The following is a 13,950-nucleotide window of genomic DNA, read 5'->3' on the forward strand; positions in this document are numbered from 1 at the left end:
TTTTTCTTCCGCGATCGGCAGGACGGGGCCGGGGATGCAATACATTCCCCGGCCCCGTATTCAATTCAGAAGAGAAATTCCTGCATGCGCTTGGCGTCATTCCAGATCACCAACTATCGCTCGATCCACGACAGCGGCTCCATCGATTCCTCCCAGATCACAGCGATCCTCGGCCGAAATGACAGCGGCAAGTCGAACCTGCTGCGCGCGTTGCACAGCCTGAACCCGACCGACGGGCTCACGGCACTCAGCCCCATCAAGGACTTTCCGCGGCATCGCCGTCTCGACGAATGCACCGACGACACCCCCGTCGTGCACACGCGCTGGGACCTGGACGCCTCCGAACAGCTGGCGCTCGCCGCCATCTTGCCGCGCGCAGCCGGCGTGCGCCAGGTCACGGCCGGGCGCGGCTACGGCGCCACGCGCACGACCGGCTTCGAGGGCCTGGGCCCGCTGTCGATCGACGTGAGCGACATCAAGGCCAAGGTGCGCAAGATCGTGCCCGCCGTGAAGGCCGCGGCCGAGAAGGTCGCCGACGAGTTGAAGGCAGCGCTCGAGCAGGAGGCCGACGCCTTCGACGCCGCCATGATCCCGAGCCCCGACTTCGTCAAGTGGTCGGCCGGCGCGCTGCTGGCACTGCAGGCGCTGCGCCAGGCACTGGCCACGGCCGGCGCCGAGATCGCCGACAAGCAGGCGCAGATGCTGACCGAGCTCGAGGAGCTGGCACGCACGATCGACAACGACCAGCCCGCGCTGGCCCGCGCCCGCGCCTGGGTGCTGGAGAAGCTGCCGCGCTTCATCTACGTCGAGGACTACGCCTCGCTGCCCGGCCGCCAGAACATCGCCGAGTACCTCACGCGCAAGGGCTGGGGCGAGCGCACGGCGGGCGAGCGCAATTTCGAGAAGCTGTGCCAGGTGGCGGGGCTCGACCCGCAGCAGCTGCAGGACCTGCTGGCGAAGAACGACCTGGCGACGCGCAATCAGTTGGTGAACCGGGCGGGCTCGGTCGTCACGTCGGAAATCCGCCGCGTGTGGAAGGACCGCGAACTCAAGGTCCGCTTCAACCTCGACGGGCAGCACCTGGAGACGCTGGTGTCCGACCCCAACGCCGCCTACGAGGTGGAAGTGAACCTCGACGAACGCAGCCGCGGCTTCCAGTGGTTCTTCTCGTTCTACGTCGCGTTCTTCGCGGACACGAAGGGCGCGGCCGATGCGATCCTGCTGCTGGACGAGCCCGGCCTGCACCTGCACGCGCATTCGCAGGCCGATCTGCTGGCGCATCTGGAGCACGACTTCGCCAACCAGATCCTCTACACGACGCACTCGCCGTTCATGGTGCCGACCCACCGGCTCGACGCGGTGCGCACGGCCCGCATGAGCGAGGCCGCCGGCACGACGGTGAGCAACAAGGCCGAGGGCGATGTGCGCACGCTGTATCCGTTGCAGGTGGCGCTGGCGCTGAGCCAGGCGAAGCCCGTGGCGCCTGTCGAGGCACCCGCCGTGACTGTCGGCGAACAGGCGGAGCGTCAGCTGGTGGAAGCGGCGGCGTAGGCGTACGCCGGACGTCTCAGGCCGCGTACTGCATCGGGCTCACACGGCGCCCACGAGGCGCCGCATGAGCAGGCCCTTCAGGTCCCTGCGCGTGTCGCAGACGACGTGGATGTAGGCGGTGTCCAGTCGCACCTCGTAGATGATGCGGTTCATGCCCGAGATGACCTGCCGGTACTGGGCCGCGTTCAGGTCTTCCAGTTCCTCGGGAATCCGGCCTGCCTGGGGATGGGCAGCGATCATCGCGACGGATTGCTTGATCTTTGCGTAGCTCGCCCCCCAGGTGTCCGTGCCGAAGTTCTTGAGCAGGTAGCGCCTCAGGTCCTTCAGGTCGGCTTCGGCGGACCGCAGGAACACCACCTTCATGGGGCGTCTTCTTGGTCCAGGTCGGCGAACACATCGTCCGCGGAACGGAACTGGCCCTGTTCGATTTCGCGGTTGCCGAGTGCCAGCACTTTCAGCAGCGCGAGGGTCGCTTCCTGCTCTTCGAAAGAGCGGACGTCCATCACCACGAGCTTGGCCTCGCCGTTCTGTGTGATGACCAGCGGCTCGCGGGTGTCCGAGAGGGTCTTCACGATGTCCGCGGCATGGCTCTTGAGATAGCTGATGGGTTTGACCTGCGTGGAGAAATTCATGGGGCTCACCTGCGGTTGTCGATCGGACCGATTATGGTCTGAATTCAGTCTTTCGATGTTTCCGAGCCATCGTCCCTGAACATGTGTTCACCCGCAAAGTCGACAAACGCCCGCACCTTCGGCGACAACTGCCGGCTCGACTGCCACAGCGCCGAGAACTGCCCCTGCCGCACGAGGTGCGCGGCCAGCACGCGCTGCAGCTCACCGCGGCGCAGCGCGTCGCGCGCCAGGAAGTCAGGCATGTACGCAATGCCCAGGCCCGCGACGGCGGCACCCAGCATGGCTTCCATGTTGTTGCAGACCAGGCCCGGCGGCAGCTGGGGCGGCAGGCCGGGCAGGTCCCAGTCCTCGATCTTTCCGCCGGTCACGAACTTGTAGCGCAGGCAGCTGTGGTGGGCGAGGTCGGCCGGCACCTGCGGCACGCCGTGCCGTGCCAGGTAGGCCGGCGAGGCCGCGAGCACGAAGCTGAACGGGCCGAGGCGGCGCGCGACGAGCTGCGAATCGACCAGCTCGCCGCTGCGGATGGCCACGTCGACACCCTCGGCCACCACGTCGACCAGCCGGTCGTTGAAGTCGAGGTCGAGTTCGATCTCGGGAAAGCGTGCCTTGAACGCCGGCAGGATCGGCAGCAGAAAGCGGTAGCCGATGGTCGGCAGGCTCACGCGCAGGCGGCCGCGCGGCGTGGCGACGGCGTCCTGCAGCATGGCGCGCGCATCGCCGAGCTCGTCGAGGATGCGGCGGCAGCGCTCGTGGAACATCGCGCCCTCGGCCGTGAGCCGCACCTGCCGCGTGGTGCGGTGGAACAGCCGCACGCCCATCTGCGCCTCGAGCCGCGCGACGTTCTTGCCCACGGCCGAGGCCGAGATGCCCAGGTCGCGGCCTGCCCGCGCAAAGCTCTGCAGGTCGGCCGCCCGCACGAAGGATTCGAGTCCGCTGAAGCTGTCCATGGGCTTGATTGGCAACCTGGGGTTGGCAGTGTGAGGAGCTGAGGGCCCATTTTCGTTTCATTGAATCCTTTTTATCTTCGCTTCACGCATTTCCCTTTTCCTTCTCCCGCGTGAAAGCCCTCCCGATGTCCTCCTCCGATTCCCACAAGGCCTGGCTGCTCGCCGCCGTCTGCCTGGCCGCGCTCGGCATGCCGCTGAGCTTCACCGGTCCGGCCGTGGTGCTGCCCGCGATCCGCGACGCGCTGGGCGGCACGCCGGTGCAGCTCAACTGGGTGACCAACGCCTTCATGCTGAGCTTCGGTGCCACGCTGATGGCGGCCGGCGCGCTGGCCGATGCGTACGGGCGCAAGCGCGTCTTCCTGCTGGGCCTGGCGGTGGTGGCGCTGAGCAGCGCGCTGCTGACGCTGGCGCCGGGCATCGTCGCCTTCGATCTCGCGCGCGCCGTGCAGGGGCTGGGCTCGGCGGCGGCCTTCGCGGCGGGCACGGCGGCGCTGGCGCAGATGTTCGACGGGCCCGCGCGGTTGCGGGCGTTCAGCCTCATCGGCACCTCGTTCGGCGTGGGGCTGTCGTGCGGATCGATCCTCTCGGGCTGGCTGGCCGACACCGTCGGCTGGCACGCCGTGATGCTGAGCCCCGGCGCCGTGAGCCTCGTCGCGCTGTGCCTGGCCGCGCCGCGCATGCGCGAGTCGCGCAACCCGCAGGCGATGGGGCTGGACGTGCCGGGCACGCTGAGCTTCACGGCCGCGCTGAGCCTGCTCACGCTGGGCGTGCTGCAGGCGCCCGACAGCGGCTGGGGCAGCCCGTGGGTGCTCGCGGCGCTGGCCGGCGCGCTGGCCATGGGCGCGGCCTTCATCGCCATCGAGCGGCGCGTGGCGCATCCGATGCTCGACCTGTCGCTGTTCCGCTTTCCGCGCTTCGTCGGCGTGCAGCTGCTGGCCGCGGCGCCGGCCTATGGCTTTGTCGTGCTGCTGGTGCTGCTGCCGATCCGCTTCATCGGGCTCGAAGGGCGCAGCGCGCTGGAGGCGGGCGGCTTCATGTTCGCGCTGTCGGGGCCGATCCTCATCGTGCCGACGCTGGCGGCGTGGCTCGCGCACCGGTTCTCTGCGGGCGTGATTTCGGCGGTGGGGCTGCTGGTGTGCGCGGCGGGGCTCGTGTGGTTCGCCCGCTGCGCGCCGGGCACGTCGCTGCACGGCCTCGTGGGCCCGCTGCTGCTGATCGGCGCGGGTATCGGCCTGCCCTGGGGGCTGATGGACGGCCTGGCCGTGAGCGTGGTGCCGCGCGAGCGGGCGGGCATGGCGTCGGGCATCTTCAACACGGTGCGCGTCGCGGGGGAGGGCATTGCGCTGGCGCTGGTGGGGGCGGGGCTCACGGCACTCGTGGCGCTGCAGCTGAAGGCGTCATCGTCGCCTTCGTCCGTGGCGGTGTCGCAGGCGGCGCAGCGCGTGGCGACGGGCGACATGGCGCAGGCGCTGGCTTTGCTGCCGGGCATGGATCGCGCGGCGCTGCTGCATGCGTATGGCGTGGCGTTCGGGACGCTGCTGTGCCTGCTGGCTGGCGTGACGGTGTTGACGGCGGTGGTGGTGTTCCTGTTCCTGCGCGGGGAGGTCGAGTCGCACGGCGCGGAGGCTGCGCTGAAATGCTCAACGTCCTGAGCGGGGCGTCACCTCAGTTCAGCTTGATGTTGGAGCCTTCGAGCTTGGCCTGTCCGCTTGCGAGCGACTGCACATTGCTTTCTTTGACCTGCGTGTTGGTGAAGTCGACCGAACGACTGATGGTGTTGCTAACGATCTTCAAACTGCCAATGCGGCCCTGTTGAAGCTCCAACGAATCGATGGTGTTGTCTTCGAGCAGTACCTGAGCGGCATTCAGCCGGCCGCTACGCAGCGATGGGATCTTGTTGTTCCTGAACACGAGACTTTGCGTCAGAACGGGTTGCGGACTCTTGTCGCCAGGTTCAAAACCACCTCCGATACCTGTGCGCTTGCCCGGACCGCCACCAAAAATATTGTTTTCGATAAGAAGGGTGTTGAAGGCCCCCGCGTATACGCTGCAAATGGCGTTGGCGTTGGCGTTGGCGTTGGCGTTGCCGTAGATCTGGCTGTCCTTGAGCACAAAGTTGCGTGCGCCTTCTTTCACAGAAATTCTCAACGTGCCACCCCTTACTCTTTCTATCACTACATCCTCTTTGACTGTGGCGTTGAAGAGATCGATATTTTCCAGCACGGTGTCGCGGATGGTGAGTGACTGCACAAGCGTTCCGCCTCCTGCCATCCGAAAGAGTCCGCGAAGCTTGCAGTTTTCGATCGTGACATGTGATCCACCATATTTCCTTGATGGTTCGCAGATCACGTCTTCCAGTACGCAACCCTGAAGACCAAGCTTGGCGTCTCCATCCAAGTTAAACCACTTGGCGTTGCAGTTGATGAACAGAGCTTCTCCGTGTGTCCCCACGGCACCCCAGTGATTTTTGTCGCTGCTGGTCCCGCGGAAGTCGCAGGATTCAAAAACTGTGTTTTTGCTATGCCTCTCGCCATACATCACTGACTGGCCGATCCAGCCGCAGCGCAAGAATCGGACATCGAGTGTGTCGCCCCAACTCAGCACGCCAGAAAAATTGCAATCAGTAAAGGTGACATTGATGCAGGCACTAAGGCTAATCTCGTATCCGCCGACAAAGTCGCAGCTTACGAAATTGATATTGCGCCATTCAACATCCTCAAAATGTTCACCACTGAACAAGGCTCCTTCAATCCTCAAAAGAGAATCGCTTGTCTCTTTGCGACGTAGCTCGGGATCCTTGAGATAGGAAAATGGCTTTCCAAAGCTTGTGATTTTTGGTTTGGTCGTCATGCTGTGTCCTGATATGGAAAGTAGCGCAGATGCCCATCCCAGTGGAAGTGCGATGAGGAGATTGCGACGGGTCGCCATGGCTGAGCCTCAGCTGCCTTTTCGTTCTATGGCTTGTTTGGAAGGGATGTACCCCTTGTCGGCATACATTGATGCGAGCCAGTCCCAATCGGGTACCTCCCCGCGCTCCTCGGGAGGGCGCAGAAAATTCCACGTGCACCCACCAAAGCTGGCCGATCCCAGCCTCACGCTGAGCGGAAACATCCACGTGTCTGTGCAGTCGATGTCTTTGCTCCAATCGTGCTCGCCGACTTTGGGTTGCTTGAGCAGCACTTCGCAGAATCCTTGCGCCAGAGCTTCTCCGCCATTGGCATCGATGGCGCCGAGCAGGGTCTTCAAGTCTTCGGCTGTGAATTCGATCGATGGGCTCTTGGTGTCCGCGTGAAAGGTCGGCGTCAGGAGGTGCCATGTTGGGGGGCGGGGTTTTTCGAATTCATCTGTGCCGCCCTCGAACGCCCAAATCCGCATCCCCGCAATGCACTCCAGCTTCGCCATCGTGCGACTGAGCACCACCGGCACGCGTCCGCCCCCGGCACTCAGTTCGGCAGGTTCGAATTCCAGCGGCGTCTCTTTCGCCTTGTCTTTGTTCCGCTTCATCACCGTCATGTAGTCCAGCGCCACACAAAGCCGAGGCACCTCGTTCAGCGGCGCGCCAGCGCTTCGGCTGGCGCGTTGCGTGCTGACCTGTCTGATCACCCCGCTGGTCGGTTCCAGCAGTGAACCCGAGGGTGGTCGCAGGGTCCAGCCATCGAGTTCATGATCGAGGTTCTGGCGGCCAATGGGGCCGCCGCAGCTACTGACGATGAAGCGCGTGTGTTGGCGCGCCGGTGCTTTCTGCTCCTTCTGGATGCCGGGGTCGATCGCACTCGTGACCTCGATGACCCGCCCCCCGCTGGCCGGCTGGCGCCAAGCCACGGTGTAGACGCCACTGCGGTGGCTGTGGCCGCTGAAGTGCCAGTCGACCATGGTGTCTGGCGTCACCGCGGGTGCGTCGTTACGATCGGCGGCATTGCCGCTGCCTTCGGTTCGCACGCAGTGCTCGAAGTACTTGTCCTGGTTGATCTCGCAGGTGCCGGTGTTCACGGTGTTGAAGCCCGGCCGGCCTCCGGGCAGAAGCGTGTAGGTGTTGCTGGCGGGCCTGAAGCGCATGTCTTGCGGCTTGGCCGAATAGGCAATGGGCTCGTCGTAATTGATGATGGTGAAGTGGCTCGCAACCGTGAGGCTCGCGCCGGGGCTGGTGCGCTTATGGCGTTGTGCCTGACCGAGCAATCGCAGCTGATTGGTGCTGAAGGATTGCGGTGCACGTGGCAGGATGCCTGCACCTTGCTTGTCGATGGACGTAAAGATCGCGCCCGTGACGATGTTCTTGAAGTTCTCGCCCTGGCCCCAACCCAACGCCGCAATCACCTGTGTGGCGGGGCCGCTCTCGTCAGGCTCGACGCCCAGAGCGATCAGCATGTCTTCCAGCGGAGTGAACAGCGTGTAGAACCAATCGTAGTTGTCCACCTTGTAGTTGTTTCCGGTGAGCGCCTGACCATAGGTTGGACCGTAGGCCAGCGTGGTCTCGTAGATGGTCATGTTGTGGTCGGCCGAGATGCCTTCGTTGGGCATGTTGGCGCTCCACTTGCTGGCGCCGTCGAAGTCAAGGTAGGACGTCTCCAGGTCCTTGATGCCGAGGTTCTTGTTCTTGTTGACCAGCCTGCGCCCGACCTCGGCCTTGAGGCCGATGGTGCTGACCTGGTGCGTGCCACCGCGCGGGGTGTTCACGGTCCGGGTTGCGGTGAAGGGGCGATCGCGCCCGTAGCTGTCGCCCAGCGCGTCGGTGGTGTCCTCCATGACGCCCATGGAGGCAGCCCATTCGTTCAGGCGCGGGCTGATGCCGTAGGGAACCGAATACGCCTCGTGATTGCCGCTGGTCATGAACACGGGCAGCAGCAGCTCGTTGTAGGCGTAGCGCACGAGGCTGAAGGCCAGCATGTCGTCCTGCCCGCGGGGGTACAGGCCAGGTGTGTTGACATTGTTGAGCACGTTGAACTTTTTCCATTGCTCACCAATGCCATCAGGGACTTGGGCGGGATCGATGTTGCGATTGAAGTCGATCAGGTCACCGGTCAGCAGCAGGGCCGTGTCCGGCTTCTTGCCGGCACCGATCTTGTCGAAGAGTTCCTTGAGCGCATTGAAGCTGTTGCACACGCGTGAGCCCACCGGAAGGCTTGTGTACTGCGCGTCTTCGATGACGCGCGCGGGCGACTTGGCCAGCGCGTTGTGTCGCACGTTGATGTGCACATCGCTCAGGTGTCCGAGATTGAGCGGTTCGTTGCCGGCCAGCTTGATGACTGGGTGCCAGGCGGCCAGGCGCTCGGCGCTGTTCGTGATCAGGGTGCGGGCCTTCTGCGCGGTCTGAGGGACGTCGTATTCGAGCAGGCAGGTTTCCTTGCCCTGGCGCGCGCTCGTGGCATTGGCCGCTTGGTGCCGGTAGCGAAGGTCTTCGACCTGGGCGATGAGGAAGGATTCGACCAGCAGATCCTGCGAGTGCACCGTGCTGGCAGCGCAGAGCGTGGGCAGGTTCTCCTTTTGCTGTTGGGTGGGTTCGACCATCCATGCAAAGCTCTTGAAGCTGCCGGACTCCGGCTGCACGCTCAGCGTGGCCAGGTCAAGCTCGACCTCATACACATAGCCTCCCGCGAAGCCCGATTCGGTGTACGCCTTGACTGCCTGTGGGCTGAGGGTGGCGAACACCTCGCCTTTCTGGTTGTAGATGAGCGCGCCTGCATCGAACCTTGCGACTCGCCAGACTCTGATAGCACTTTTGGCCGTGGCGCAGTCTTTGCCGTCACCGGTGAGTTCGCCGGACTGGATGTCGGCGTCGGGCTTGGGACCTTTCATCCCGACGAGACGCAGGTGCCGTGCCACCGTGGCGGCAGCGATTTTCTCGCTGTCGCCGTCCATGGGGATGACCTGAGAGCGCTTGTCCTGCGTGTCCCGCGCTCCGTTGTTGTTGGCGACGCCAAGCGATGCGGTGGCGATGAAGAGGCTGCATTTCTTCTGGCCAGGGCCAATCAGCAGCGGGGCTCCCAGGCTCGGATACAGAATCACTGCCACCTTTTGCGCCGGGTCGCTGCAATCGCACACCGAAGTGCCTGTGTTGGGTTCGTTGGTCATGGAGTACCGCGTTCTGGGACCATGCGCTGAAGCGTTGGCCGGTGAGGAGTGGGGTGAGAGGGACATTCGGGCCTGCGCGTCGCGAAGCCATGACGAACAGCGATTTGCGGTCGCATGCCCAGGCTTCGCCTTCGGCGATCACTGCGTTGATCTGATGGGGACGGTAGCCACCCAGCGTGATCCGGGATTCGGCGTCTTGAGCAGAAGCTCATGTGCAAACAGCTGGCTGAGTCCCTCCTGGTTCGCCAGCCGAACGAGTTCCAGCACGCGTTGTCTCAGGAGAAGGGGGATCAGGGGCGGTTCAATGGAAAGGGGGCGCGGCATCGACGTCTTCCGTGACAAACCAAGAGGTCGAAGCAGTCTGCGGGCATGCCGTCGCACGCACTGCGAACAATCGTCACCCCAAGCGGGCGTGTCTTAGAAAATTGCGATGCGCGTGGAAAAGTGGGGTGCTCATCGCGGCGGCGCGTGACGCTAGCTGGCCTGCGCAGCCCCGAAGATGTCCCGCAGCCATCTCGTGAACACCCGCACGCGCGACGACAGCTGCCGGTTCTGCGGATACAGCACCGACACCGGCATCGGCGGCGGCGCAAAGCCCGGCAGCACCGCCCGCAGGCGCCCGTCCGCCAGCTCGGCCGCCACGCGGTAGCGCGGCACCTGCACCAGTCCGAGGCCCGCGACGGCGGCGCCCGTGTACAGGTCGGCGCCTGTGACTGACACTGTGGCGGCCAGCTGCACGGGCCGGACCTGGCCGTCGACCGTGAACTCGAGCGGCAGCGCCTTGCCCGTGCTGCTCGACACGTAATGCACCGCGCGGTGCGAAGCCAGCGCCGCGAGGTCGGCGGGCTCGCCGTGCGCCGCGAGGTAGCCGGGGCTCGCCACCGTCACCTGCGGCAGCAGCGCCACGCGCTGCGCGACCAGCGACGAATCTTGCAGTGGGCCGGCGCGCAGCACGCAGTCGACGCCTTCGCGCACCAGGTCGACCAGCCGGTCGTCCTCGCCGATGTGCAGCTGCAGGCCCGGATGGCGGGCGAGGAAGGCGGGCAGCGCCGGCACCACGAAGTGCCGCGCCAGCGTGCCCTGCAGGTTCACGCGCAGCAGGCCCTGGGGCGCGGCGTGGGTGAACGCGCCCTCGGCCTCTTCCACGTCGGCCAGCAGCCGCACGCAGCGCTGGTAGTGGGCCTCGCCGTCCTGCGTGAGGCGCACCGTGCGCGTGGTGCGCTCGAGCAGCCGGGCGCCCAGGCGCGATTCGAGCCGCTGGATCAGCGTGGTGAGGGTGGCGCGCGGAATCTGCAGGTCGTCCGAGGCCTGCGTGAAGCTCTGGCGCTCGGCGATGCGCACGAAGGCCTGCATTTCCTGGAAGCGGTCCATGGGGTCGCCCTTCGCGCCTATTGTTTAAGTAAATGGAATTTTATTGACGAATTGGTGCTGATTATCTTTTGGGTGGAATGGCCGACCATTCGCTTCATCCACTCACCACCCCAAGGAATCGCGCCATGAACACCACCGCCACTTCTGCTTCGCTGCCCACCCGCGTCGCCCTCGTCACCGGCGCCTCGCGCGGCATCGGCGCCGCCATCGCCCGCCGGCTTGCTGCCGACGGTTTTGCCATTGCCGTCAACTACGCCGCGGGCGCCGCGCCGGCTGAAGCGCTGGTCGCCGAACTGAAGGCCGCGGGCGCGCGCGCCCTCGCGGTGCAGGCCGACGTGGCGAGCGCCGACGCGGTACGCGCGATGTTCGACACCGTCGAAGCGCAGCTCGGCCCGGTCGACGTGCTGGTCAACAACGCCGGCGTGCTCCAGACCGCGCCGCTGGCCGCACACAGCGACGCGCTGTACGACCAGACCTTCGACATCAACGTGCGCGGCACCTTCAACACCCTGCGCGAGGCAGCGACCCGCCTCGCCGAGGGCGGGCGCATCGTCAACTTCTCGAGCACCACGCTCGCGCTGCACATGCCCGGCTACGCGATCTACAACGCTACCAAGGCGGCGGTCGAGGCCTTCACGCACGTCTTCGCCAAGGAGCTGCGCGGCCGACGCATCACGGTGAACGCCGTGGCGCCGGGGCCGGTCGCGACCTCGCTGTTCCTGGACGGCAAGACCGACGAACAGATCCAGGCCTTCGCCCAGATGCCGCCGCTGCAGCGCCTGGGCCAGCCGGAAGACATCGCCTCGGTGGTGTCGTTCCTGGCGGGGCCGGATGCGGGATGGGTCAACGGGCAGGTGCTGCGGGCCAACGGCGGCGTGGCCTGAATGGCCGCCTCCCACGACATCCACGGAGCACGCACCATGCATCCGCCTTCACCCCACGCGGCCACCCCGCGCTTCTTCAGCCTCGCCTACGCGGCGTTCACGGCCGCCGCGGCCGTGGTGGCCGCTGTCGCCTCGGCGATGGCGCTCGTGCTCGAACTGCCCGTGTGGGCGATGTTCGTCGGCTGGGTGGCGTTCTACACCCGCGGCGCCACCGCACGTGACGGCGTGTTCAACCTCGTCTGCGTGAGCCTGGGCCTGTTGATCGGCAAGGGCGCGGCGCTCGCCATCGCCGCGCTGGCCCCGATCGCGGGCGCCGCGGCGCTGCCGGTGGTGGTGCTGTTCGTGGCGCTCCTCGTGGTGTCGATGCGCAGCGTGCCGCGACTGAACAACCTGCTGTGCTACTTCCTCGGGCTGATCGCGTTCTTCGCGGTCCACCAGCCCCCTTCGCTGTCGCTGTTCGCCACGCTGGCCGGCGCGGCGGCACTCGGATCGATGGCGGCGTGGGTGGCCCACCTGCTGCAGCGCCGCGTGCACTGACCCCCGGACTTTCCTTTCTTCCCTCTCACCTTCATTCAAGGGGTTCCCTCATGCAATCCGTCATCCTCGTCACTGGCGCCGGCTCCGGCATCGGCAAGCTCAGCGCGCAGGCGCTCGCCGAAGCAGGCCACATCGTCTATGCCTCCATGCGCGACATCGCGGGCCGCAACAAGGCGCGCGCGGCCGAGCTGCGTGCCCTGGCCGCGGCCCAGGGGCTTCAGCTGCATCCGCTCGAACTCGATGTGCTGTCGCAGGCCTCCGCCGACGCCGCTGCGGCGACCATCGTCCAGGCGCAGGGCCGCCTCGACGTGGTGATGCAGAACGCGGGCCATCTGGTGGTCGGGCCGACGGAGGCCTTCACGCCGGAAGACATCACCCAGGTGTTCGACACCAACGTGCTCGGTGCCCAGCGCGTGAACCGCGCGGTGCTGCCGTACCTGCGGCAGCAGGAGTCGGGGCTGATGCTGTGGATCAGCAGCACGACCACCAAGGGCGGCTTTCCGCCGTTCATGGGCCCGTACGGCGCGGCCAAGGCGGCCATGGATTCGCTGGCCGTGACGCTGGCCTACGAGATCGCGCGCTTCGGCATCGAGACCTCGATCGTCGTGCCGGGCGCGTTCACCCGGGGCACCGATCACTTTCCGAGCGCGGGCAAGCCCTCCGACGCGGCCATTGCCGCCGCCTACAGCCGCTACGACGGCGTGATGGACCGCATCGGCGAGTGCCTGTCCGCCCTCACGCCTGAGCACGCCGATCCACAGGCCGTGGCCGACGACATCGTGCGCATCGTGGGCCTGCCGGCGGGCACGCGGCCGATGCGTTCGCTGATCGACTTCGTGGGCGACGGTGCGGCCGAGGTCTTCGAGGTGTCGGAGCGCGTGCGCATCGACTTCGCCCGACGCATCGGCATGGGCGACCTGCTCGAGGCGAAGGTCCGGCGCTGAGCGGGGCGCTGTCAAGAAAGGTGGTGGATCTTCCTGTCCAATAGCGGCATGGAACATTCACCGAACGACGTGACAGAGCGCCTGAACGACCTCGAGATCAAGTCGAGCTACGCCGAAGACCTGCTCGAGCAGCTGAACATGACGATCTACCGGCAACAGCAACAGATCGACAGCCTGATCCTGCAGGTCGCGCAACTCAGGCTGCAAAGCCAGAACGCGGGACAGGACGGGGGCGCGCGCAACCTGCGCGACGAACTCCCACCCCACTATTGATAAAGATCGGTCAGCCGTGCGCGTGCCACAGCACGGCAAAGAAGTGGCAGGTGCTGCCGGCCAATACGAACAGGTGCCACACCGAATGCGCGTAGCGCACCTTGTTGTCGAACAGGAACACCACGGCCCCGGCCGTGTAGAACAGCCCGCCGGCCACGAGCCAGGCCAGTCCCGCCGATGACATGCGCTCGTACAGCGGCACCGCCGCCATCAGCGCCATCCAGCCCATCGCCACGTACAGGCCGGTGGACCACAGCGGGTGCTGCAGGCGGTTGAACAGCTTGGCGCCCACGCCCAGCACGGCCGCGGCGGTGATGGCGCCGAACAGCGTCCAGCCCCAGGGCCCGCGCAGCACGCCGAACAAAAAGGGCATGTAGCTGCCCGCAATGAACAGGTAGATGGCCGCGTGGTCGAGCCGGTTGAACCAGGCTTTGGCGCGGCCGATGGGCAGCGCGTGGTACAGCGTGGAGATCAGGTACAGCACGATGGCCGTGCCCGCGAAGAGCGACGCGCCCACCACGGCCGCGGCCTGGCCCTTCTGGGCGGCGCTGTAGACCAGGATCGGCAGCGAGGCGATCGCCAGCAGCAGGCCCAGGCCGTGGCTCAGGGCGTTGAAGAGCTCTTCCATCGCGGTCTGGTCGCGCGCGGCGGACGCCTGCTTTGTCTGCAGATCGGTGGAACGGGCGGGCTGCAGCTGCAGCGGCGGGCTATTCGTCATCAGGAACAGAGCCTCCGGGATCGG

Annotated in this window: 13 protein-coding genes; 6 read left to right on the forward strand and 7 right to left on the reverse strand. The window is 65.9% G+C overall.

All coding sequences use genetic code 11. The features are described from left to right. Positions 1–84 precede the first annotated feature (84 nt). Positions 85–1,551, forward strand: a complete 1,467-nt coding sequence (locus AC1RAD_RS06275) for an AAA family ATPase (protein ID WP_492734204.1) — start codon at positions 85–87, stop codon at positions 1,549–1,551. A 39-nt stretch (positions 1,552–1,590) separates the two neighbouring features. Here AC1RAD_RS06275 and AC1RAD_RS06280 read toward each other — a convergent pair whose 3' ends face one another. From AC1RAD_RS06280 to AC1RAD_RS06290, 3 genes are read right to left on the reverse strand one after another with little or no spacing between them, the layout of a single operon-like run. Continuing rightward, complete coding sequence (locus tag AC1RAD_RS06280; protein ID WP_492734205.1) at positions 1,591–1,914, reverse strand: type II toxin-antitoxin system RelE/ParE family toxin; 324 nt, start codon at positions 1,912–1,914, stop codon at positions 1,591–1,593. After that, positions 1,911–2,183 carry a type II toxin-antitoxin system Phd/YefM family antitoxin gene (locus tag AC1RAD_RS06285; RefSeq protein ID WP_070061494.1) on the reverse strand — a complete coding sequence of 91 codons (273 nt, stop codon included), beginning with the start codon at positions 2,181–2,183 and terminating at the stop codon, positions 1,911–1,913. Before AC1RAD_RS06285 ends, AC1RAD_RS06280 begins: the two co-directional genes overlap by 4 nt. Positions 2,184–2,227: 44 nt before the next feature. Further along, positions 2,228–3,130 (reverse strand): LysR family transcriptional regulator, encoded by a 903-nt coding sequence (locus AC1RAD_RS06290; RefSeq protein WP_492734556.1) that lies wholly within the window; start codon positions 3,128–3,130, stop codon positions 2,228–2,230. 125 nt (positions 3,131–3,255) lie between these two features. Between AC1RAD_RS06290 and AC1RAD_RS06295 the strand changes: the two genes are divergently transcribed. Then, positions 3,256–4,782: an MFS transporter gene (locus AC1RAD_RS06295; protein WP_492734206.1), complete on the forward strand. Its 1,527-nt coding sequence runs from the start codon at positions 3,256–3,258 to the stop codon at positions 4,780–4,782. Between the two features lie 13 nt (positions 4,783–4,795). On the opposite strand, the gene AC1RAD_RS06300 is transcribed toward AC1RAD_RS06295, so the two are convergent. The 3 genes from AC1RAD_RS06300 to AC1RAD_RS06310 form a co-directional block, all read right to left on the reverse strand. Next, the gene (locus AC1RAD_RS06300) at positions 4,796–5,980 is read right to left on the reverse strand and encodes a hypothetical protein (protein WP_492734207.1); all 1,185 of its coding nucleotides are present in this window, start codon (positions 5,978–5,980) and stop codon (positions 4,796–4,798) included. Between the two features lie 87 nt (positions 5,981–6,067). Further along, positions 6,068–9,199 carry a metallophosphoesterase gene (locus AC1RAD_RS06305; protein WP_492734208.1) on the reverse strand — a complete coding sequence of 1,044 codons (3,132 nt, stop codon included), beginning with the start codon at positions 9,197–9,199 and terminating at the stop codon, positions 6,068–6,070. 474 nt (positions 9,200–9,673) lie between these two features. Then, positions 9,674–10,570 carry a LysR family transcriptional regulator gene (locus AC1RAD_RS06310; protein WP_492734209.1) on the reverse strand — a complete coding sequence of 299 codons (897 nt, stop codon included), beginning with the start codon at positions 10,568–10,570 and terminating at the stop codon, positions 9,674–9,676. A gap of 125 nt (positions 10,571–10,695) precedes the next feature. On the opposite strand from AC1RAD_RS06310, the gene AC1RAD_RS06315 reads away from it, so the two are divergent. Genes AC1RAD_RS06315 through AC1RAD_RS06330 form a run of 4 tightly spaced genes read left to right on the forward strand, consistent with a single transcriptional unit; the run spans position 10,696 to position 13,208 of the window. Continuing rightward, entirely contained in the window at positions 10,696–11,454 is a 759-nt protein-coding gene (locus AC1RAD_RS06315) for an SDR family oxidoreductase (protein WP_492694142.1), read from the forward strand. 36 nt (positions 11,455–11,490) lie between these two features. Further along, positions 11,491–11,991, forward strand: a complete 501-nt coding sequence (locus AC1RAD_RS06320; RefSeq protein WP_492734210.1) for a DUF1097 domain-containing protein — start codon at positions 11,491–11,493, stop codon at positions 11,989–11,991. A gap of 50 nt (positions 11,992–12,041) precedes the next feature. Continuing rightward, on the forward strand, positions 12,042–12,935 hold the full coding sequence (locus tag AC1RAD_RS06325; RefSeq protein ID WP_492734211.1) for an SDR family NAD(P)-dependent oxidoreductase: 894 nt from the start codon (positions 12,042–12,044) through the stop codon (positions 12,933–12,935). A 48-nt stretch (positions 12,936–12,983) separates the two neighbouring features. After that, positions 12,984–13,208 carry a SlyX family protein gene (locus AC1RAD_RS06330; protein WP_062469081.1) on the forward strand — a complete coding sequence of 75 codons (225 nt, stop codon included), beginning with the start codon at positions 12,984–12,986 and terminating at the stop codon, positions 13,206–13,208. 10 nt (positions 13,209–13,218) lie between these two features. Here the strand turns inward: AC1RAD_RS06330 and trhA are convergent, their stop codons facing one another. Beyond that, the gene (gene trhA / locus AC1RAD_RS06335; RefSeq protein ID WP_492734212.1) at positions 13,219–13,926 is read right to left on the reverse strand and encodes a PAQR family membrane homeostasis protein TrhA; all 708 of its coding nucleotides are present in this window, start codon (positions 13,924–13,926) and stop codon (positions 13,219–13,221) included. Positions 13,927–13,950: the final 24 nt, after the last annotated feature.

This window comes from Variovorax sp. GW823-FHT04B03 (genome assembly GCF_058796495.1).

Excerpts from the sequence above, each read along its gene's own strand:
- AC1RAD_RS06275 (WP_492734204.1), top strand. The coding sequence starts at position 85 with ATGCGCTTGGCGTCATTCCAGATCACCAACTATCGCTCGATCCACGAC.
- AC1RAD_RS06280 (WP_492734205.1), bottom strand. The coding sequence starts at position 1,914 with ATGAAGGTGGTGTTCCTGCGGTCCGCCGAAGCCGACCTGAAGGACCTG.
- AC1RAD_RS06285 (WP_070061494.1), bottom strand. The coding sequence starts at position 2,183 with ATGAATTTCTCCACGCAGGTCAAACCCATCAGCTATCTCAAGAGCCAT.
- AC1RAD_RS06290 (WP_492734556.1), bottom strand. The coding sequence starts at position 3,130 with ATGGACAGCTTCAGCGGACTCGAATCCTTCGTGCGGGCGGCCGACCTG.
- AC1RAD_RS06295 (WP_492734206.1), top strand. The coding sequence starts at position 3,256 with ATGTCCTCCTCCGATTCCCACAAGGCCTGGCTGCTCGCCGCCGTCTGC.
- AC1RAD_RS06300 (WP_492734207.1), bottom strand. The coding sequence starts at position 5,980 with ATGACGACCAAACCAAAAATCACAAGCTTTGGAAAGCCATTTTCCTAT.
- AC1RAD_RS06305 (WP_492734208.1), bottom strand. The coding sequence starts at position 9,199 with ATGACCAACGAACCCAACACAGGCACTTCGGTGTGCGATTGCAGCGAC.
- AC1RAD_RS06310 (WP_492734209.1), bottom strand. The coding sequence starts at position 10,570 with ATGGACCGCTTCCAGGAAATGCAGGCCTTCGTGCGCATCGCCGAGCGC.
- AC1RAD_RS06315 (WP_492694142.1), top strand. The coding sequence starts at position 10,696 with ATGAACACCACCGCCACTTCTGCTTCGCTGCCCACCCGCGTCGCCCTC.
- AC1RAD_RS06320 (WP_492734210.1), top strand. The coding sequence starts at position 11,491 with ATGCATCCGCCTTCACCCCACGCGGCCACCCCGCGCTTCTTCAGCCTC.
- AC1RAD_RS06325 (WP_492734211.1), top strand. The coding sequence starts at position 12,042 with ATGCAATCCGTCATCCTCGTCACTGGCGCCGGCTCCGGCATCGGCAAG.
- AC1RAD_RS06330 (WP_062469081.1), top strand. The coding sequence starts at position 12,984 with ATGGAACATTCACCGAACGACGTGACAGAGCGCCTGAACGACCTCGAG.
- trhA (WP_492734212.1), bottom strand. The coding sequence starts at position 13,926 with ATGACGAATAGCCCGCCGCTGCAGCTGCAGCCCGCCCGTTCCACCGAT.